Origin of the sequence: Cohnella zeiphila (assembly GCF_014212055.1) — a bacterium.
GTDB lineage: Bacteria > Bacillota > Bacilli > Paenibacillales > Paenibacillaceae > Cohnella > Cohnella zeiphila.
The window spans coordinates 32,568-53,528 of sequence record NZ_JACJVO010000008.1 but is presented as its reverse complement, the minus strand read 5'-3'; the positions used below and the strand labels follow the sequence as shown (position 1 = coordinate 53,528).

The following is a 20,961-nucleotide window of genomic DNA, read 5'->3' as shown; positions in this document are numbered from 1 at the left end:
GGTTCGGGTTTGGGTTCGGATTTGGGTTTGGTTTGGATTCGGGTTTGGTTTGGATTCGGGTTTGGTTTGGATTCGGGTTTGGTTTGGATTTGGGTTTGGTTCGGATTTGGGTTTGGTTCGGATTTGGGTTTGGTTCGCCTTAGGATCTCGCGTTCCGTGGCTCTAACGAAACTCAGCGCTCTTATTGGGCCGATTTTCGTGGATTTGAATATTTAACGAATCTGAGCGACCTTATCGGCACGTTATCGTCTGAAAAGCCGCGAGTTTCCTCCAAATAAGCGCTCTGAGATTCGTTACGTTTTGCGAACCCCTGAATTTGCCCGAATAGCGTCGCTTCGTTTCGTTAGAGATTCGGCGAAGACGTGTGCTCCGTTGACTCACGGCCTTACGTCCCCAAGGCTTAGCGTCTTCGCCTTCTCGTGGCTTCGCGTCTTCGCATTCTCACGGCTTCGCGGCCTCGCGACTTTACAGCTTCGCATCCTCACGGCCTCGCATCCCGCGCCTTTTAACGAAACTGAGAGTTCTTATGGGGCCGATTTTCGCGGATTTGAATTTTTAACGAATCTGAGCGACCTTATCGGCACGTTCTCGTCCGAAAAGCCGCGAGATTCCACCAAATAAGCGCTCTGAGATTCGTTACGTTCCGCGCCCCCCCGATTTGCCTCGAATAGCGTCGCTCCGTTTCGTTAGAGATTCGGCGAAGAGATTTGAATTTCTAACGAAACTGATCGACCCTATCGGTACGTTATCGTCCGAAAAGCCGCGAGATTCCACCAAATAAGCGCTCTGAGATTCGTTACGTTCCGGGAGCCCCTGATTTTGCCCGAATAGCGTCGCTCCGTTTCGTTAGAGATTCGGCGAAGAGATTTGAATTTTTAACGAATCTGAGCGACCCTATCGACACGCTCTCGTCCGAAAAGCCGCGAGATTCCACCAAATAAGCGCTCTGAGATTCGTTACGTTCCGGGAACCCCCGATTTTGTTCGAATAGCGTCTCTTAGTTTCGTTAGAGGAACGTTACAGCCAGCACAAGAAGCAAGAGGCATGAGATACGTTGTTTTGTATCGCATGCGTCGGTAAGCGGCCATGTTGCGCGGTCGTTACGATGTTTCATATCGTTAAACTTCCTCGTTATGCATCTATTCCGAGGCTTGGGGCGCGCGATACGATGTTTAGCATCGCATCCGTTGGCGAAGCAGCCTTCACCAGTGCCTGTTGCGATGTTTTGAATCGCAATCGGCCAGCACGAGTACCAATAAAAAACAGCGGCAGTCCAGGACCGTCGCTGTTCTTATTTAAGCACGTGAAAAGCAGATGCGAACCGTCGCCAAGCCGCCTGCTTCCAGCGTGCCCCGGGCAACGTCGCCCGACACGTCCAGCTCGGAGACATTCGACTCCAGCGCATTAGCGCGGAACGCGCGCTGGACCGAGGCGCCGGGTACCCGCACCGTGAAAGGCGCCGAAGGAGCGCCGTTCCGGCCCCGATGGAGCCGGACGATGATGCCGTCTCCGTCTTCGGCCGGCTTTACATACGTCGCCGTCACGCCTTCGCCCGTTACTTCGAGCAGGGTGCCGCCCGTCTCTTCCGCGCAACCAATCGCGGGGAACAGCTGCACCGGAAGCGACGCCTCGACGCCCCGGCGGACCATCTCCGCCGGCTCGAACCGCTCGAACGGGGTGATGACGTACTTGAACGAGAGCGGACCGGGCTGGCTGGCGCGGAAGTTGGTGTCCCAGTAGTTGTTGAGCGGCCAGGCCAGCAGCATCGGGTTCGCCTCCCGGGGGATGGCGGCGCTCTCGCGGCCGAAGTTGAAGCCGCCGATCTGCACGAGCGGCGCGTCCGGGCAAGCCAGCGTTACGCCGCGGCGGCCGTCGAACACCGACACCGCCCGGTCGACCGTCACCCAGTCCCGGCTGACGCCCGGCAATTGGTCGTCGTCCAGCCGGACGAGCGTCTCCGCCGAATCGAATACGGCATCCCAGCCCGCGTCCAGACGAAGCGGGAAAGCGAAGTAAATCGACTCCGGCTCCCGGTCGTCCGTCTTGTCGAGCTCCGCGCGGAGTTCGATCTCGGGACGATCGCGGAACAGCGTGATCCGCTGCTCCAGCCGCCGCACGCCGGGCGCCTCCCAGACGAGCGTCAGCGTCGCCCCGTCGTCGTGCTCGGCCGCCGAGCAGCTCAGCAGCCGCGTCGCTCCCCGGCGTTCGGCGACCCAGTCGCGGTTCCAGCAGCTGATGCTGTTGTTGCACTTGTCGACGTCGCGGTTGAACAGGGTGGTTCGCAGGCGCGGGTTCCGCAGCGGATCCGGCGTCTCGCGGACATATTGGAACCAGGTCCAATCGCTGCCCGGGTCGATCATCGGCCAGTTCGACGATCGCTCCGTAAGCCCGGTAATCCGTCCGGTGCCCGGGTCGTAGCTCAGAAGATAGTACGGAGTCTCGATTCGGCCTTCCGACAGCGAGATCGCTCCCCGCTCCTTGCCGATGCCGCCAAGCGACTTCAACGGGATTTTCCGCCAGCTGAAAGGAGGCAGAACCGCCGTACCCGCGACCGGAGCCGAGAAGTCGGCGCTATCGTTGTTGCGATGGTAGTGGAAACGCGCGCCCGCCGTATGCCGGCCTTCGTGATACCAGCCTCCCGGCAAGCGAACGTCAATCGTTTGCTCGAACGCTGTCGGATTCACGAGCAGCACGCCTTCCGGCGGCCCCGACTGCGGCGGATTGCCGGCGAAGCTTTCCATCTCGCGGTTGAGCAAATAGCCGGAGACGCTGTTCGCCTGGTGGGCGAAATGCGCCTTATGGCCCCACAGCACCTTCGTGTACGTCGTATCGGGACCGGTCACGGAGATATTGGCGCCCCACGTATGCTCGTCGTACAGCTTGACCTGATCCCAAGCTTCCCGGTACAGCGCGGTCTCCGACGCGCCTGTCGGCGCCTTCCGGAAAGCGGCGAGAAATTCCGCGCTTTGCAGAGCGGCTTTGGAGCGGCGGCTCAGCCGCGTCTCGTCCGCGGAGCTGGCGGCGCCGAAATTCCAGTAGTCGGTCCAATCCCCCGGATGGACCGGCACCTGCTCGCCCGGAAGCCGCTTCAGGCGGTCCAGCAGCATCTCCGGCGTCGCCATGCGGATGACCGGACCGAGCCCGGCTTCGTTCCAGCGGCGGATGATGGCCAGCAGCTCCTGATCGGGAGGCGTGTTGTCCAGCATCGGGATATTGGTGGCCGACAGATAGAGAAAATCGTGCGGGTAGCCTTCGCTCTCCAAACGGTTCATGTAGCGATCGAGGCCGGCCTTCATTTTCTCCAGATCGTTCTCCCACAGCTCGCCGAACTGCGTAAACAGCGAGTAATGCTCGCCATGGAACGTCAGCAGCTCCCTCCGATCCGGCGTCTCCCACCTGAAAACGCTCGGCCGGCTCAGCGGAATGCCGCCGAAGTGGATGTTGATTCCCGTCGTGTAAAGCTCGATGCCGGCGTCCGCCAGCACCTGCGAGAACGTCCAGGGCTGGCCGTTGACGTCGTGGTTGATGGCGGTGCGAATCGGCACCCCGAAGCGCTCTCGCAGCCGGCGGACCGGATACAGCGAACGCATCATTTCCTCGGCCGAAGCGAGCGGCGTGCTGTGAATGTCGTTGGCCGTCAGGCAAATTTGCCCGCTTTTCACGAACGCCTCGAAGCGTCGGATCTGACGCTCCTCCGCCGTCTCCAGCCAGCGAATGACCGGCGCGGTCGCCTCGCACGTCCAATAGAAACGCTCTTCGGCCGGTTCGTCCGCCGTTCGTTCGCACAGATCGATGGCCTGGTCGATGAACGTTTTCTGAAGCTCCCACAGCACCGGCTGCGGATGGGTGTACCCTACGTCCAAATGGCTGTGATGATAAACGAGAATTTCGCGGATTTTAGACATGATTCACCCTCATTTCCGTATGGCGTTCTTCTGTTCCCGAAGCAGCCGGGAGACCCCCGCGAACGCGCTGAGCGACGTCTCGTCGGACACCTCGAGCGCGACCGGAAAATCCCGCACCGCCTCCCGGACGCTGTCCAGGAACAGCTCCTGGCTTTTGACGATCTGGCCTCCGATGACTACCGCTTCCGGCCGGAACGACCGGAGAAACGGCAGCAGCATCTCGCCGATCATGCCGCCGAACCGGCGGAAAACGGCGGCGGCCCGCTCGTCTCCGGCTTTCGCCAGGTCGGCGGCGCTCTTGACGTCCGACACGTCGGCGTCGAGCCCGGCTTGCTGCATCAGCCGGAAGATGCCCCGCTTGGAGATATAGTCGTCCACGACCGAGTCCCGGAACGGCTGGTTGTAGATCCAGCCGTTCTCCGGCACGTCGGAACGGTTCTTGACCAACCTGCCCCGCTCCAGGAACGCCGAGCCGGCCCCTGTCCCGATCGTCAGACAGATCGACTTGGCGTAACGGGACGCTTTGCCGACCTCGTATTCGCCCAGCGCGAACAGATTGGCGTCGTTCTCGAACACGATTCGGAAATCGGGGGCGCGCTTGCCGGCGAACGCCCCCTCTTGCGCGAGCCGGTGAGTCAGCTCGTCGTGCAAGTTCACGCCATAGATCGCTTCGAATTTGTCCACGTCCCGGATATAGCTGATGCCTCTGTCGTAATCGAACGGCCCGGGAAAAGCGTACCCGATCCCCTCGATCCGGAACGCCTTCGCCAAAATCCGGTTCGTCTGCTGTTTGACCAGGTCGACGAAATGCCCGAGCAGCTCCTCCTTGCTCTCCTTCGACCGGGAAGGATAAATCATATAGGTGCCCGGAACGATCCGGCCCCGTTCATCCAGCACGCCGGCTTTGATGAACAGGCCGCCGACGTCGAAGACGATCGCGTATTTTCTCATTGTTGCAGCACTCCCATCCCCTAAACGATCTGTCGAATCCGGATGAACCTCGGACGGTAAATGCCGCCGTGCAGCCGGTGCGCTTCCCAGCTTGTCGTGTTGACGTTGTAGCTGGCCAGCAGTTCGCCCGGCCGCGACAAGTGCGGGTGCGCTTTGGCGTTGTAGGTGTAGATGCCGTTGCCCGCTTCCGGCTCGGAACAGTAGAACAGCGGGATGGCCGGCCCGAACGGACCGACGGGGCTTTCGCCGATCGACGCGGCCACCCGGTTGCCGTGAATCCCCCCTTGCTGAAAAACGAGCGCGAATTTCCCGTCCAGCCAACCGCCCGACAGCGGAGTTACGCTCAGCTCGGTCGACGTCTCCGGCGCGACCGGCTCGCATTCTTCTTTCCGCCCCGTCCATGCGCTGCCGTTCCAGAACGTCCAGCGGTCGGTCCGCTCCAGCTCGCCGGCGGGAACCCGCGCGACGACCAGCTTCGTTCCGCCATTCTGCTGAAGGCCGTAAATGTAGACGTAGCCGTCCGGGTTCGGCACCCCCGCCTCTTCCGTCAGCGGCAGAATCGCCGCGCCAAAGTATGTCGTATGGCCATTGGCGGAGCGGAAGTAGAGCGGCGTGTCCGCCTGCTCCTGCCGGGCCAGCTCAGGGCCGTCCTCGCCCATCGGCGCGGACACCATGGCGACTCCGTGCACCGTAAACTCGAAGCCTTCCGGCCCATCCGGGTTCGGCCCGACGATGAGCGGGAAGCAGTGGAATTTGCCGCCGACGGAAGTGCCGTCCTGCAGCCAATAGTAGGTGCCTTCATGCGATCGCGCGAGCGGCGTCGCCGGAAGGATGGCGCCGGCCGGCTTCCCGTCCCGTTCGCCCCATCGGAAGGAAATCCGTGCCGGATCCGGAAGGTCGCCGTCCAGCAGCGCCATTGAATTGTTAATCATCGCGTAGCCGACGCGCTCGTCCGTCTGCCTGTCCACCGAGCCGACGAACGTATCCCCGAACAGGAACAGCGTTCGGGAAGACGCCGCGCGGCCCGGCGCTTCCACGCCGTTCAGCGGAATCGAATAGATGCCGTCCGAGCCGGACCAGCCTTCCCGGCGGTGGAACAGCTGCGTCCACTCGTCGGCCGGCTCCGCCGCCAGTCCGGTCCCGGCCAAGAACGCCGGCTCCCGTTCCGCAGCGCCGGCTATTCGAACGTAGCGGATCGGCGAGCGGACTGCGCCCGCGCCGGAAACCTCCGCCGTCCAGGGAAGCCACGTCCTGCCGTCGAGCGAGCCCTCGATTCGCATACGGCCGCTCTCATCTTCCGTCGGCTCGAACTCCCATCGTACCGATTCGAGCGGATACGAAGCTCCGAAATCGTAAAAGTCCCAATCCCCTCCATCCGCTCCCCGCAGCCTTTGCGCGGGAAGCGGATCTCCCTTCCGAAGCGGCATCTGCAGCTTAGGGTCGTTCATCCTCTATGGCACCTCCTCGAAAGTCCGTTGAGTCGCGGGCCGACCCGCCCTTGCCTCGAAGTCGCTCCTCAGCTTCTATTTTCCCGGACCGCCCTTCACTTCCCCTCGCCGGACGGCGCGATCTCGCGAACGCGGATCCAGCGGGGGCGGTAAATATCGGCGTCCGCCATGTTGGCGGTCTGACTCGTCGAATTGACGTTGTACGTGACGAGCAGATCTCCGTTCGCGGACAGATGGGGGTGCGCCTTCGCGTTATAGGTCATAACGCCCTCTCCCCCATCCGATTCCGGCGTATGGTACAACGGGACAAGCGGTTCGAACGGACCGGCCGGCGAATCTCCGACCGAATAGGCCACGGTGCCGCCGACGGAGTCCTTCTCGCAGACGAGCAGGTACTTCCCGTTCCAGCGGCCGTCCTGCATCGGCGTCACGCTTAATTCGGGCGATACGCCGTCCAGCAGCGGCGCCGCATCCTCGATCCGCTCCGACCAATCCCGGCCATCCCAGAAGCGCCACGACGCGAAATCGTCGAACCGGTCGCCTTGGACCCTGGCGACGAGCAGCCTTTTCACGCCTGTCGTCTCGGTTTTGTAGCCGTACGTGTACAGATAACCGTCGGGAAAAGGAGCTCCCGCCTCGGCCGTGTTGTCCAGAATGCCTGCCCCGAACGCCATCTCGCCGCCGTCCGGCAGCTTCTTGTACAGCGGAGCGTCGACTTGCGTCTGGGCCGCGTAGTCCGGACCGTCCGCGCCGATCGGCACCTCGATTCGCGCCACGCCGCGGATCGCGAACTGAAAGCCCGGCGGCTGCGACGGATCCGCGGCCATGAGCAGCGGGAACAAAGTCAGCTTCCCGCTTCGGGCCACCCCGTCCTGCAGCCAGTACCAGCTTCCCGGCTCCTTCGCCGCATTCGGCGTATGCGGCGAGAACAGCGAGAGATCGGCCGTTTTCGGCGCCCAATCGAATCGGAGAGCGCCGGGATCCGGCTTGGCGCCGCCGAGCAGCGCGACGGAATTGCGCACGATCGCGCCTGTCTCCCGCGTCTTGGATACCGGATTCACATGGCCGACGAACGTATCTCCGAACAGGAACAGCGTCTTCGACGAGCCCGTGGCGGATCCCGGCCGATCCATTCCGTCCAGCGGAATCGAGAAAATGCCGTCCGCCCCCGTCCAGCCCTCGTAGCCGCTGAACAAGCCGGTCCATTCCGGCGCGGGCTCGGCGGCCACGCCGGAGCCGCAAGTAAAAGTCAACTCGCTGAGTCCGTACAGCGTCTGTCCGCCGTCCTCCGCTCCCCAATTCCCCTGTCCGGCTCCGCCGCGCGGGACAAGCTTTACGTAGCGGGCCGAAGCGCCGCCGAAGGCGATCGCCCCTTGTCCCCCGTCCCGGTTCGTCGCCGCAAGCCGCTTCGATCCGTCCGCCCGGGCCAGCCGGTACGGGTAACCCCGGCCCTTCAGCTCCGTCCATGCTTTTCCGTCCAGCGAATAATAGATGGCGACGTCCCGCAGCCCCCGATCGGTCTGCGACTGACCGTCCGAACCCGCGCCGTCGTAGTTCCAGACGCGCATCTCGTCCAGCGGATACGTGCCGCCCAGATCGACCGTCAGCCAGGATTCGGCAGTAGGGTCGGCGCGCAGAAGCCACATCGCTCGGGCATCGTTGTCATGGAGACCGCCGATGCCGTCCTCCCGGCCGAGCGGTTCCGTCATGCCATACCCGTTGACGGCGTTCTCCGGATGCGACACCGCCGCATCCCCGCCCGAATCCGTGGCGCCGATCGGATCGATCGCGCCCCCGTAGACGACTTCACGGGCATAGCGGTAGAAGCGCACCTCGCTCAGGCCGAAGACTCTTTCGCCTTGCCCGTTCGCCATCCAGTTGCCCTTGCCCGGCGCTTCCGCCGCAGTCAACCTCACGTATCGGGCAGACGCGCCCCCGAAGCGGACGGGACTTTGGCGCCCGTCATCCAGGTTCGTCGCCGCCAGCCGGTCCGAGCCGTCCGCCCGGGCGAACCGGAACGGGTAACCGTCGCCTTGCCATTCGGTCCATGCTTCTCCATCCGCCGACAGCTCGATCGAGACGTCTTTCAGTCCCCGGCCGGGCCCGCCGCCTTCCGGCGAATCCGAATCCGGTTCGTTGCCGTTCCAGATCCACATCTCCCCGAGCGGCTGGACGCTCCCAAGGTCAAATACGATGCTCGCCCGCTCGCCGTCTTTTGTCCGGACCGCCCATGCCGTGCCCGGCCCGTTGCCGTGCGTCTGCGACTTCGCTTCCGCTCCCGACATGCCCGAGCCATCGACGGCGTGACCGGCCGAACCGCCTTCCAGTTCTTCTCCCGCAACCGTCTGCGCCCGGACGTCCGCGATCCACGCTCCGTAGGCAGCCGCGGCTTCCGCATGCGCAGCCTTGCCGCCGCCCCATCCGCGCCCGAAGGCGGTCCAGCAGGCGACGGCGATCAGCAGCGCGGCCGCGAAGAGCGTTGCCGCGATCCGTCCGCGTTTGCCCATCCGCAAGTTCTCCGCCTCTCTTTTGGCCCTCGCGGGCTTTGGACCCGGACGCGCCGGCTTCATCGCTGGTCGGAGCCTTCGTAATACACCCATTTCGTACTTGTCTTGAAAATCACCAGCGTCAGCACCAGCGTAATGGCCAGCAGCACCCAAGCCATCGCGGAGGCGTAGCCCATCTGCAAATCTTTGAACGCTTTGTTATACAGATACAGCGCATAGAACATCGTCGAGTTGTTCGGTCCGCCGCCCGTCATGATGTAGGCTTGAATGAACACCTGGAAGCCGCCGAGCACGCCCATGATGACGTTGAAAAAAATCGTCGGCGTCAGCATCGGAAGCGTCACGTTCCAGAACTGCCGGATCCGTCCCGCCCCGTCCATCGTGGCCGCCTCGTACAAGCTTCTCGGCACGCCCTGCAGGCCGGCGAGGTAGACGATCATCGTGCCGCCGACCGCCCACAGGTTCATCAGCACCATGGACGGCTTCGACCACGCCTCATCGGTAAGCCAGCCCGGGCCGACGATGCCGAAGTGAGACAGGAATGTGTTCAGCAGGCCGAAGTTGCCGTCGAGAATCCACTGCCACAGCAGCGCGACGGCGACGCCGGAGACGACGCTGGGCAGGAAGAAGATCGTGCGGAACGCCCGAATGCCCCATACCTTCTGGTTCATCAGCAGCGCGACCAGGATGCCGAGCACCGTGCTCAGCGGAACGCTGAACGCCACGTAATAGAGCGTGTTGCCAAGACTTTTGAGGAACAGCGAATCCTGGGTGAACAGGATCTTGTAATTTAGCAGCCCGATCCATTTGGGGGCGCTGTAAATGTTGTAGGAAGTAAAGCTAAGGTAGAGCGAAAATGCGATCGGGAACCCCATAAACACGAGGAACCCGATCAGCCCCGGCGAGAAAAACAGATAGCCGTTCAGTGCCTCTCTCGTGCTGAGCTTCATCGGACGGCGGGCGCGCACGGCGATTCCTCCTTCTCCTTCGTCGTCATTCCTCGCCGTTCTTTAGAAAAGACGGCGAGATGCGGCGCCAAGAGCGCAATGGACCATCGGTGTCTAACGTGCTTGTCGGCGAACGGAGCCGGGAACTTCCGGGCGAACGGTCGCGAACCGGAAAATCTCCATCCCATCCGGCCTTCGGCTCCGATATTTGCGATTGGAAGGGAAAACCTCCCTATATTTTTGTTCATGGACGGTTATAGACGCGATTGGATCGAAATGAAGCGGAGGTTTTCCGGCTCACAAGGATCGGATGGTCTTGCCATGAGCGATATAGGGAGAATTTCCCGTTCAAATCCCTGAACCGAACGTCCTCACGCTTTTAGCTTTGCGTTTTCTTGAAGTTGGCGACGGCGTTCTCGGCGTCTTTCTGCGCTTGGTCGAGCACCTGCTGCGGGTCCTTGCCCGAGTTCAGCACCGCCTGCTCGACCGGGTCAAGGTTGCCGTGCCACGACGGCATCGCTTCTTCGTACTCGACGAACCGGGAGACGGACATCTGGTCGACGATCATTTTCCAATTCGGGTCTTCCATGAACTTCGGATCTTCCGCCGCCTTCCTATTGGACACCAGCGAGCCGGAGGCCTCATGAATCTTGACCTGCACTTCCGCGCTCGTTAAATACTTCATCAGCTCCCAAGCGGCGGCGGCGCGCTTGTCGTCCTTGTTGTTGACCAGCTCGAGGTCGAACCCGGCCGACCAGCTGGCCGGCGTCTTCGCATAAGGAACCGGGGCGACGCCGAAGTCGAGGTCCGGCGCTCTCGTCTTGATGTCTTGGTACAGATTGTTGACGTCGACGATCATGGCCGCTTTGCCGGCGATGAACGGGCTGTAGCCAAGCGCGTTCGCCTGCGAGTTGAAAGCGGACATCGCCTTGACGCCGTATTTGTCCTGGATCTTCTTCTCCCATTGGAGCGCTTGCACGTTCTCCGGCTTGTTGAACGTCGGGTTGCCCTGATCGTCCCAGAAGTCGCCGCCGTTCGTCCAGGCCAGCGTCCACAGGTGCAGGTTGCCGAGCGCCGGAGAGAAGCCGATGACGTCCAGCATTTTGTTCTTGTTCCACTTGGTCAGCTTATCCGCGTACTGCTCCAGTTCGTCCCAATTGGCCGGCGGCTTGCTCGGGTCGAGCCCCGCGTCCTGGAACATCTTCTTGTTGTAGTACAGGACGCGCACGTCCGTGTCGTTGGGCATGCCGTACATCTTGCCGTCGTACTTCATCCGGTCCACGAGCACGGGGAAGTAGTCGTCCAGGTTGACGCCGTTCCGCTTAATGAAGTCGTCCGTGCTCAGGATCGCGCCGGTCTTGGCGCGGGTCGGCACCGTGCTCGTGTCGTTAAGGGCCAGGTCCGGGCCGCTGCCCGCCGCCATGGCCGTGGACAGCTTCGTCCAATAGTCGAAAAAGTTAATGCCGAGCTGCTGCACGGTAATGTTCGGATGCTGGGCATGGAAGTCGGCCAGCAGCTGGTCCGTCAAATCCTTCATCGGACCGTCGGTATAAATGTGCCAGTAGGTAATCGTGACCGGCTCATCGTTCGCCGGAGCGGACGAACCGGCGCTCGGAGACGCCGGGGAAGAGCCGCTCGGCGAAGACGCGGGCGAGCTTGGGGCCGCCGAGGACGGGCTGGCGCCGCCGTTGTCGTTGTTGCCGCCGCAGGCCGACAGCGCGGCGATCGTCAATGCGGACGCAAGCATAAGGGCGAAACTCTTTTTCTGATTCATCGTTTCGTTGGACCTCCCACATTCGTATCGATTTTTTGAGTATCGGAACGCCACTTACCCTTTCACGCCCGTCAGCGTCACGCCTTCGATAAAGTAGCGCTGGAAGGAGAAGAACAGCGCCAGCGTCGGCAGCATGACGAGCAGAGCGGCGGCCATCATGACGTTCCAGCGGGTTCCGTACTGCTGCTGGAAGCCGCGAAGGCCGAGCATCAGCGTGAATTTGTGCGGATCGTTCAAATAAATCAGCGGTCCCTGAAAATCGTTCCAAACGAGCGTAAACGTGAAGATGCCGAGGGTGGCCAGAGCGGGCTGCGACAGCGGAATGAAGATCCGCCACCAGGCGTACACTTCCGAGCAGCCGTCGATCTTGGCCGCTTCGCTGAGCTCTTTCGGAATGGTCATGAAAAACTGCCGCATTAGGAAGATGTAAAAAGCGCTTCCGAAGAAAAACGGCACGATGAGCGGCAAGTACGTATTGACCCAGCCCAGCTCCTTGAACAGGATGAACAGCGGAATCATCGTCACCTGCGCCGGCAGCATCATCGTCGCCAGCAGGACCACGAACCAGATGTCCCGTCCCGGCCAGCGGAGCCTGGCGAAAGCATAAGCGACGAAGGACGAGGACAGCATGGCGCCGAGCATGCTCAGCAGGGTGATCAGCACCGTGTTCCACGTATAGCGCAGGAAAGGGAACGACTGAACCGCTTTCTTGTAGTTGTCCCAGTGAACCGGGTGCGGCACCCATTCCGGCGGAATGGCGAACAGATTGATATCCCCTTTGAGCGAGGTGGATAGCAGCCAGAGCAGCGGCAGGATAAACGCGGCGCTTCCGAGCAAAAGCAGAAGGTAGACGACGATCCGGTGGAGCAGCGCGTTCGATCTCAAAGTCATGTTTCGACTCTCCCATCTCCGTTGAATCCGTTTGCAACAGCTCCTTCATTGTACGTCCGGCCGAAGGCACCGTCTTTTGGATTAGGCGTCGGGTTTTTATAATTTGGCGACATCGCCTTCCTCCCTGCCCGCGCGCCGAGACCGGAACGATCCCGCCGGCAGCCCGTGCGCATTCGTCAGGTTGGCCTCCGTGTAATTGGCCCAGCCGTAGCGTACGAAGCGCGGCTCCGGAACGGCCGGGGACGTCAGGACGACGCGATCGCCCGCGATCTCCGCCCGCGCCGGGACGAAGACGCCGTCGGCTCCGGCGATCTCGAAGCCGGCCGGTTCCCGGCCGTCCGACGCGGCGAGGCCGGAACCTGCATGGTCGAACCGCAGCTCGGCCCGCCCGTCCCCGAGGCGAATGTCCGCGCAGACGGGGCCGTTGCCGGGAACGTCGAGTCCGTACACGCGGTTCATGGCAAGGCGGGCCAGCCGCTCTCCGACCGGCCGCTTGTGCCTCGGGTGGATGTCGTCCTTCTCTCCGCAATCGAGCACGACGGCCATGAACGCGTTCGGCACCCTCTCCGCAACCATCGCCTGCGATTCGCGCAGCAGCGCCCACGCTTCTCCGTCCGGATCGCCGTCGCAGCCGAACGCCGGCAGCTGCACGAACAGGAAGGGCAGCTCGGCTTGCCCCCAATCGGCCCGCCAATTCGCGATCAGCGCCTCCAGCAGCTTGTCGTACAGCAGCGGCTTATGGGCGTCTCCCTCCCCTTGATAGTAGAGGAAGCCCTTCAGCGCGAACGGCGCCGCCTTGCGGAGCATCGTTCCGTACAGGCCGTTCGGCCGCATGAAGCTGTGCGGGCTGATCGGCGGCGGCCACGGTACGAAACCCAGCTCGTCGCCGGTCATTCCGGCCGCCGCTCTCGCTTCGTACGCCGCGAAGTCGTCGTGAAACTTCTTCTCCGCCGCCGCATAAGCGTCCCAATCGAAATCCTTCACTTGCTCGCGGTATTCGTCCAAATAAACGCGAAGCTCTTTGTCTTCGGAGAGACGTTCCTCGGACATCCAACAGGAGGCCGAAGTCGCACCGAAATTGCAGCCGACGATGCCTATCGGAACGCCGATCTCGCGCTGCACTTGCTTAGCGAAGTGGTAGGCGACCGCCGAAAAGTCTCGCGCGTTTTCCGGGCTGCACGCCTTCCAAGCCCCGGCCGGGCGGGGTTCGGAGCCGTCCTCGTAGGCGATTCTGGGAACATCGTAATAGCGAATGTCCGGAAAATTCGCCAGCGGCAGTTCCTCGTCCGCCTCCGCCGACTCCTTCAGCGTCCACTGCATATTGGACTGGCCGCCCGCCAGCCAGACGTCGCCGAACAGCACGTCGCGGAATACGACCGCCTCCCGCTCCGTCCGGACGGTCAACTCATACGGCCCGCCCGCCGGCCGCGGCGGCAGCAGCGCCGTCCAGCGGCCATCCGCCGCTATGGCTTCCGCTCTCTCGCCCCTGCATTCCACCGCGATCCGTTCGCCATCCGGCGCCGTTCCCCAGACGGGCACCTGCGTCTCTCTCTGCAGCACCATATGATCGCCGAACATCGGGTCCACGGACCATTCTCCGCCCGCAGCCCGCTTCGCTTCCTTTTCGCTCACGTTCCGTCTCGCCCCCGATCTGCGTATTGTAATCGCTTTCAATTTATTTTAGTTTACCGCTTCGGGCGAACTTCGTATTTATAGCCATCCGACTTGTTTTTATAGAATGGGGACATTGGGAGGGGGATTATCTTACATCGCGAATAATGACAAGAGAAAGTAAAAACCCACCCCAAGGTTTGCGCCACAGGTGGGTTTTCTGTCCTCTAATCAACTTGAAGGGAAGCCCATCCAAGCCGATTGTATAGGCCGAGTGTGTCCGGCACTCGGTTTATGCACTGCCGTTCAACAAGGCAGACCCTATTCAACATCATAAACGATCGCCGACAAACAGTCTATATTTTCGGCTCGAATCGCGATACATTAAGACCGCCGGCCGGCAAACTTTCCGAACGAAGGAGTCTCATGCCAATGGAAGATGTCTGCCACCTGAAGCGGTCTGACTTGCAAGAGGAAATGAGGCGATTATTCGGTTCCGCCTGTCTGATCGCGCGGGTCGAGAGAATGAGCGGCGGCGCTCAAAAAGCGGTTTATAAGGTCGAATGCGCGGACGGATTCGCCTGCGTGCTGTACGTGTGGGATCTCGGCGTCAATTATTTTCGCGAGGATCTGCAGGTGATGGAGCCCGAGGCGTGGTCGTATGGCAGCGAGTTATTCGAGACGAACCATCACGAATTGACGAGGCTCGGCGTCCGCACGCCCGGCCTGTACTCGCTGAACAGGAAGAAAGATCGGTATCCGTTCGATTATGCGCTTGTCGAATATATCGACGGCCCCAAAGCCGAGACTTGTTTGAACGGCGGCGATGCCAAGGCGAAAGATCGCGTCATGCGGAAAATCGGCGAGATGGTGAGCACCATGCATGCAACCGAAAGAACTTTTTGGGGAAAAACCGGCGGCTCTGACGCCCCGGGAGGAACCGCCCTTCGCTCCTGCCACCTTGTGCAGCTCGAGAACGCCCGGAAGCAGCTCGCATACGCCGCCAACCACCTGGACAGCTTCCGGACGAACCGGAACCGGCTGCTGGACGCGCTGAACCGGCTGGAATCCCGAATCGAGCCGCGTCATCGCTACGGTTTGATTCATGGAGAGCTCGGCCCCGATCATGTGTTGGTCAATGGACAGCTTGAACCTTATTTGATCGATATCGAGGGAGCGGAGTATTTCGATATCGAGCACGAGCACAGTTTTCTGGAGTTCCGCTTCGGGGAGAGCTACCGATATTTCGCGAATCCCTCACTGGATCCCGACCGAATGCGGTTTTACCGTTATCACCACTTCCTGTCCCTGACGGCCGGAGGGCTTAAACTGCTGCATCGGGGATTCCCCGATCAAGCGTTCGCCCGCGGCCTTGCGGAAGCCCATTCCCGGAACGCGCTCCGAATGATGGAGGAGTGGGCGTAGTTTGCGCCGCCATTATTTTTGACTTCGTGGTCAAGAACTGTTATGATGCCCCTATGAGCAGACCAAGAGAGTTTGATGTCGATCAAGCGCTTCGCCAGTCCATGGAAGTGTTCTGGACGAAAGGCTTCAAGTCGACTTCCTATGAAGATTTGACCCGCACGACGCAGGTGAAGAAGCAAAGCTTGTACTGCGTATTCAAGGACAAGCGGGACTTGTTCCTCAAAGCGTTGGCGCTGTACCGCGAACAGAGCGTAGCGATGCTGGAAGAGCTGGCCTCCCGGGAGGTGTCGCCTTTGAAGAAGCTGGAGGCCGTCTGCGATTCCACGCTGTACCAGAACGAAGAAACGCTGCGCCGAGGCTGCCTGATGGTCAATTCCGCGCTGGAATTCGGAGAAGACGACCGGGAAGTCAACCGCGAGGTTACGCTGATGTTCGATCAGACCGAACGTATTCTCGAGAAGATCATTCGCGAAGGCCAGGAGCAAGAGCTCGTTACGAATCGCCGCAGCGGCAAGGAGCTTGCCGCTTACCTGAACAACGCACTCAGCGGGGCGAAGCTCATGGAGAAGTCCGGCGCTTCCCCGGAACAGATCGCGGCGGTGCTGCATACGTCCGTTGCGCTCATGGTGTCGGAGAACGCCCGTTAGAATCGGGCGTTCCCGCAGCCGGGATCTGCGGACGCGCGTTAAAGGAGGTGGGGCTTAGGGATTTTGCGGGCGCAGCCGGAGCACACAACCGCTTTTGCGGTGATTTTTTGCCTTTTTCTTGACTTCGTAGTCAAGTATAAACTTTCTGCAAAAATCAATCATAAACTTCAATTGGAGGTTGTCCATGACTAACTCTACATCCGTGCAAGCCTTGTTCCAACCGTTCTCTGTCGGAAATCTTACGCTGTCCAGCCGCATCGTCATGTCGCCGATGACCCGGCAATTTTCCCCCGAAGGCGTGCCAGGTCCGAATGTGGCCGCCTATTATCGCCGCAGAGCGGAGAACAACGTCGGACTGATCGTGACCGAAGGCACGATCGTCGATCATCCGGATGCGTCCAATCAACCGAACGTTCCGCACCTATACGGCGAAGCCGCATTAAACGGTTGGGCGAACGTGGTGGCCGAGGTGCATGAAGCGGGCGGACGGATCATCCCTCAGATTTGGCATATGGGAGCCCGCGGCCAAGTCGGCGATTATACGGAAGCGGAGATCGCCGCCATCGTTCAAGCATTCGCCCGGTCGGCAGCCGAAGCCAAGCGGCTCGGCTTCGACGGCATCGAGCTTCACGGCGCGCACGGATATTTGATCGACCAATTTTTCTGGGAGAAAACGAACCCGCGCACCGACCGATACGGCGGCGACATGCTGAAGCGCACCCGCTTTGCGGTGGAAGTGATCGAAGCTTGCCGCGAGGCGGTCGGACCGGACTTTCCGATCGTGCTTCGCTTCTCGCAATGGAAGTCGGCCGACTACGGGGCCAAATTGGCGGCGACGCCGGCTGAACTGGAGCAGTTCTTGAAGCCGTTAATCGAAGCGGGAGTCGATGTGTTTCACTGCTCCACCCGCCGTTTCTGGGAGCCCGAGTTCGAAGGCTCCGAGCTGAATCTGGCCGGCTGGGTGAAGAAGCTGACGGGGAAACCGACGATTACGGTCGGATCGGTCGGCCTGGACACGGAATTCACAAGCCTCTTTGCCGAAGGCAAAGGAGCGGGCATCGCAGGCATCGACGAGTTGATCGAGAGACTGGAGCGCGGAGAGTTCGATCTGGTCGCCGTAGGCCGAGCCTTGTTGATCGATCCCGCCTGGGCGAGCAAGATCCGCGACGGCCGGTGGGATGAGCTGGTCCCCTTTACGCGCGAAGCGCTGCAGACTCTGCATTAAGAATAACGTAAAGACACCGGAGTTTCCCCCGGTGTCTTTATGTTATCGGCGGCGGAAGCCGTCTCCCGGGCGATCCGGCCCTTATCCTCACCGGGATGTCGCCGGCTCGCTTCCTCCTCTGTACTTCGCGGACAAATCCGCCAGCTGCGTTCGAATCTCCTCCAGCAGCTCGGCCGGCTCGGAGACGATCGCGTTCTTGCCCATTCCAATGAAAAACTCCGCGAAGAAAGGAACGTCTCCCCGCGGCACGCTCCCTTCCAGCTCTCCGCTTCCGTCTTCGCCCACCCGAAGCATCGGCCCGAGCCACAGCTCGCCTTCGCAGCGCTGCACGCCGGACCGCGTCAGCGACGCCCGAAGCCGGACTGGCTCTCTCGGCGGGGTCGCGCCCTTGCGGCTCAAGCCGATATCGCCGAGGTCGAGCGGCTCCTGCCCGGAACCGTCGTGCGCCGCCTCCCGGATCCGGTCGCAGCGAAAGACGCGGAAGCCTTGCCGCAAGTAGCAGTAAGCCGTGCAGTACCAAAGGCCGTTGTTCGCGTAGATGCACACCGGCTGAATGCGGCGGGGCTGCGCGGCCCCCTCCTTCGACTCGTATTCGACGACGAGCACCTGCTGCCGCACGGCCGCGTCGAGCAAAACGGCCAAGCAGGGCGCGTCTCCCCGGCGGGTCGGCGTCACGAAGTCGACCCGGTCCTTCATTCGGTCGATCCGGTCGCGAACGTCCCCGGGCATATGAAGATAGAACTTGCTGAGCGCCGAAGCGGATTCCGCTTCGAACGGAAGCGAGGAATAATGACGCAGCGCGTGCACCGCGAAAAACATCGCCGCCGCCTCGCCCTCGGTGAACGCGATCGGAGGCAGCACCCGCTCCCGGACGACCTGGTAGCCCCCGTGCGGGCCCACCTCCGAATAAAGCGGCACCCCGAGCTCGCTCAGTTCCTGCAAATCCCTCAGAATCGTCCGCTTCGAGACCCCGAATTCGTCGGCCAGCTCCTGAACCTTGAACCTGCGCTTCCGGTTGACGGTCATCATCAGCTCCATCAGCCGTTTGGACTTGGGCATTCCGCTCCGCTCCTTTTTCTGAAAAGATGCGAATGGTTGTTGACATGTTTTGTCACCATTATGCCTTACGATAGGCACGGAGAGCAACCATCCCCTGAGGAGTGAGCGACAATGCCAAAATATACCGCCCTGTTCTTTCTGGTCATGTTCCTGATCGGAACCGACACGTTCCTGATCTCCCCGCTTCTTCCGACGCTGCAAAATCTGTTTCAAGTATCTACCGGGCGGGCCGGCTGGATGGTCGGCTCCTATACGCTCGGAGCCGCCGCGTTCGCGCTGATCGCCGGGCCGCTGTCGGACGGCTGGAACCGCCGGACGGTGCTGCTGTGCGGCCTTCTCGGCTTCTCTGCTTCGACGATCCTGTGCGGGTTCGCGCCCGACTTCTGGACGATGTGCCTGCTGCGGTTCCTCGCCGGCGTCAGCGCCGCGTTCGCGGCGCCGCAAGTATGGGCGTCCATCCCCGCGCTGTTTCCGCCCGCCCGCATCCCCAAAGCGCTCGGAGTCGTATTCGCGGGACTCGCCGCCGCTCAGGCGCTGGGGGTGCCGATCGGCAGCGGACTCGCGGCGCTTCATTGGTCCGTTCCGTTCTGGGCGATCGGGGGAGCCTCCCTGCCGGTCGCGGGTTTCGCGTTCCTTGCGATGCCCGATCTGAAGCCGGCCGCCGGGAGCCAAGCGGCGAAACGTTCCGTGCTCGGGCGGTACGTGCCGCTGCTCGCGAGCGGCAAGGCAAGAGGCGCTTTTCTGGCCTATCTCTTCATCCATCTCGGGAGCGGCGTTTCGTTTTCTTTTCTCGGCAAATGGCTATCCGACCGCTTCGATCTCTCCGTCGGCTCGATCGGCTACGTGATGATCTTCGTCGGGCTCGGCAATTTCGCGGGGAGTCTGGTCAGCGCCCGGATCTCCCAAGCGATCGGCCTTCGCGCCACATTCGCCGGCGCATTCGCCGCGCTGGTCGCCCTCTATCTGGCGATGCCGCATCTTCCGTCGGCCGCGGCCGTCGCAGGCGCCTACTTCTTCATCTTCACCGTTCTCGGCACGCTGTTCCCGCTGATCGTCGGGCTGCTCAATTCGCTGAACGCCCGGATCCGGGGCACGATCTCCAGCCTCTCGACCGCCACGATGAACGCCGCGACGACGCTCGGCGCTTCGATCTCCGGTCTGCTCTATGCCCGCTCCGACGGCTACGCCGCCATCGGCGCCGTCTCCGCCTGCTTCATGGCGCTGTCTCTGGCCTCGTTCCTTGCGAGCGGAATTTTGGAACGGAAGCAGGCATCGGCGGTTCTCGAACGGGAATCTTTATGATTTCTTCAGAAATTCCCTACCCGGTTCCTTATTTTTGGCGCTTAAAATGAGGGCCATGAACGAACCGGGGAGCGTGTCTGAAAATGCCCATCCTAAGCGAAGAAAGCCGGATTTTTTTCCGCAAATTCGTGCAAGACCCGAAGCAAGTCGGAAGCGTCGCGCCGAGCTCGCGGTTTCTCGCGGAAGCGATGACCCGCCCCATTCCATGGGAAAAGGCCGTCTCCGTGGCGGAGCTCGGAGCGGGCACCGGGGCCATTACCCGCGAGATCGCGAAGCGGGCGAGGCCAAGCACGAACGTTTATTTGTTCGAAAAGGACGCAAAGATGCGGCGAAGGCTCGCCGAAGCCTATCCCCAGTACGGTTGCTTCGCGAACGCCGAGAACGTGCTGGACGTTCTGGAGCGCGCCGGCTTGGAGCCTCTGGACGGCATCGTCAGCGGACTGCCGTTTTATAACTTTTCCGAGAGTCTCCGGTCCCGCCTGATCGGGCAGATCGAAGGCGCGCTCAAGCCGGACGGCCTGTTCGTCGCCTTCCAATATTCGCTGCAGATGAAGAAGCGGCTCGCGGCTGCGTTCGAGATCGAGCGGATCGGCTTCGTGGCGCTGAACCTCCCTCCGGCTTTCGTCTATGTCTGCCGGAAAAGGAGGGACTGACATGGCGCTCTACGATCAATGGGCGGTATGGGTCGGCCAATTCGGGTGCGCGGCGCTGTTCTTCTCGCTGTGGCTCGGCCTGATCGGGCTGCCGATTCCGAACGAGGTCGTCGTCGTTTCTGGCGGCGCCCTCTCCGGCTCCGGAGCGCTCCCCGGAGGATCGGCCTTTCTTGCGACGTACCTGGGAGTCGCGTGCGGCCTGACGTTCGGGTACGCGATGGGCCGAAAGCTCGGCCCCGGCCTGATCGACCGACTGAGCCGCCGCCGCGGCGTCGGAACGGCGCTGCGCCGGTCGGAGCGTCTGCTGGGCAAGCATAGCGATCTTGCACTCCTGTTCAGCTATTTTATCCCGGTCGTACGCCATCTCGTTCCTTATGGGGCAGGTGCCGGCCGTACCCGTTACGCCCGCTTCGCCCTGCTCGCCTATTCCTCCTCCTTGGTCTGGACGGCCGTATTTTTCTCGATCGGTCTCGCATTCGGTTCCCATGCCCGGGACATCGGCTATTCGCTTTACGAGCACGGGATTCGCGTTCTGTGGCTCGCCGCCGTGACCGCCGTCTGCTGGGCCATCCTCCGATCGCGGCGGAGACGCGCCGGATCCGACGGTCTGTTATAA

15 protein-coding genes are annotated in these 20,961 nt (G+C 61.7%); 6 read left to right on the top strand and 9 right to left on the bottom strand.

Going from position 1 to position 20,961, the window contains the following annotated elements:
- Positions 1-1,295: 1,295 nt before the first annotated feature.
- The 8 genes from H7C18_RS06730 to H7C18_RS35700 all read right to left on the bottom strand — a co-directional run bounded on the left by H7C18_RS06730 (position 1,296) and on the right by H7C18_RS35700 (position 14,055).
- Positions 1,296-3,905, bottom strand: coding sequence for a glycoside hydrolase family 38 N-terminal domain-containing protein (locus H7C18_RS06730; RefSeq protein ID WP_185128266.1), 2,610 nt, complete (start codon positions 3,903-3,905; stop codon positions 1,296-1,298).
- Positions 3,906-3,914: 9 nt separating this feature from the next.
- A complete protein-coding gene (locus tag H7C18_RS06725) occupies positions 3,915-4,856 on the bottom strand; it encodes an ROK family protein (RefSeq protein ID WP_185128265.1) in 942 nt (313 codons plus the stop codon).
- A 20-nt stretch (positions 4,857-4,876) separates the two neighbouring features.
- Positions 4,877-6,304 carry a DUF4185 domain-containing protein gene (locus tag H7C18_RS06720; RefSeq protein WP_185128264.1) on the bottom strand — a complete coding sequence of 476 codons (1,428 nt, stop codon included), beginning with the start codon at positions 6,302-6,304 and terminating at the stop codon, positions 4,877-4,879.
- A gap of 95 nt (positions 6,305-6,399) precedes the next feature.
- Positions 6,400-8,811 (bottom strand): discoidin domain-containing protein, encoded by a 2,412-nt coding sequence (locus H7C18_RS06715; protein ID WP_185128263.1) that lies wholly within the window; start codon positions 8,809-8,811, stop codon positions 6,400-6,402.
- 59 nt (positions 8,812-8,870) lie between these two features.
- Complete coding sequence (locus H7C18_RS06710; protein ID WP_337913041.1) at positions 8,871-9,779, bottom strand: carbohydrate ABC transporter permease; 909 nt, start codon at positions 9,777-9,779, stop codon at positions 8,871-8,873.
- 358 nt (positions 9,780-10,137) lie between these two features.
- Positions 10,138-11,532, bottom strand: coding sequence for an ABC transporter substrate-binding protein (locus tag H7C18_RS06705; RefSeq protein ID WP_185128262.1), 1,395 nt, complete (start codon positions 11,530-11,532; stop codon positions 10,138-10,140).
- 54 nt (positions 11,533-11,586) lie between these two features.
- Complete coding sequence (locus H7C18_RS06700) at positions 11,587-12,423, bottom strand: carbohydrate ABC transporter permease (RefSeq protein WP_185128261.1); 837 nt, start codon at positions 12,421-12,423, stop codon at positions 11,587-11,589.
- A gap of 96 nt (positions 12,424-12,519) precedes the next feature.
- Positions 12,520-14,055, bottom strand: coding sequence for a sialate O-acetylesterase (locus tag H7C18_RS35700; RefSeq protein WP_185128260.1), 1,536 nt, complete (start codon positions 14,053-14,055; stop codon positions 12,520-12,522).
- Between the two features lie 411 nt (positions 14,056-14,466).
- Between H7C18_RS35700 and H7C18_RS06690 the strand changes: the two genes are divergently transcribed.
- The 3 genes from H7C18_RS06690 (at position 14,467) to H7C18_RS06680 (ending at position 17,331) form a co-directional block, all read left to right on the top strand.
- Complete coding sequence (locus tag H7C18_RS06690; RefSeq protein ID WP_238357522.1) at positions 14,467-15,459, top strand: phosphotransferase family protein; 993 nt, start codon at positions 14,467-14,469, stop codon at positions 15,457-15,459.
- A gap of 53 nt (positions 15,460-15,512) precedes the next feature.
- Complete coding sequence (locus H7C18_RS06685) at positions 15,513-16,106, top strand: TetR/AcrR family transcriptional regulator (RefSeq protein WP_185128259.1); 594 nt, start codon at positions 15,513-15,515, stop codon at positions 16,104-16,106.
- A gap of 184 nt (positions 16,107-16,290) precedes the next feature.
- Positions 16,291-17,331 carry an NADH:flavin oxidoreductase gene (locus tag H7C18_RS06680; RefSeq protein WP_185128258.1) on the top strand — a complete coding sequence of 347 codons (1,041 nt, stop codon included), beginning with the start codon at positions 16,291-16,293 and terminating at the stop codon, positions 17,329-17,331.
- A gap of 87 nt (positions 17,332-17,418) precedes the next feature.
- Here the strand turns inward: H7C18_RS06680 and H7C18_RS06675 are convergent, their stop codons facing one another.
- The gene (locus tag H7C18_RS06675; RefSeq protein ID WP_185128257.1) at positions 17,419-18,390 is read right to left on the bottom strand and encodes a helix-turn-helix transcriptional regulator; all 972 of its coding nucleotides are present in this window, start codon (positions 18,388-18,390) and stop codon (positions 17,419-17,421) included.
- Positions 18,391-18,501: 111 nt separating this feature from the next.
- On the opposite strand from H7C18_RS06675, the gene H7C18_RS06670 reads away from it, so the two are divergent.
- From H7C18_RS06670 to H7C18_RS06660, 3 genes are all read left to right on the top strand, one after another.
- Entirely contained in the window at positions 18,502-19,692 is a 1,191-nt protein-coding gene (locus tag H7C18_RS06670; protein ID WP_185128256.1) for an MFS transporter, read from the top strand.
- 83 nt (positions 19,693-19,775) lie between these two features.
- Positions 19,776-20,345 carry a class I SAM-dependent methyltransferase gene (locus H7C18_RS06665; protein WP_185128255.1) on the top strand — a complete coding sequence of 190 codons (570 nt, stop codon included), beginning with the start codon at positions 19,776-19,778 and terminating at the stop codon, positions 20,343-20,345.
- 1 nt (position 20,346) lies between these two features.
- Positions 20,347-20,961 (top strand): DedA family protein, encoded by a 615-nt coding sequence (locus H7C18_RS06660; protein WP_185128254.1) that lies wholly within the window; start codon positions 20,347-20,349, stop codon positions 20,959-20,961.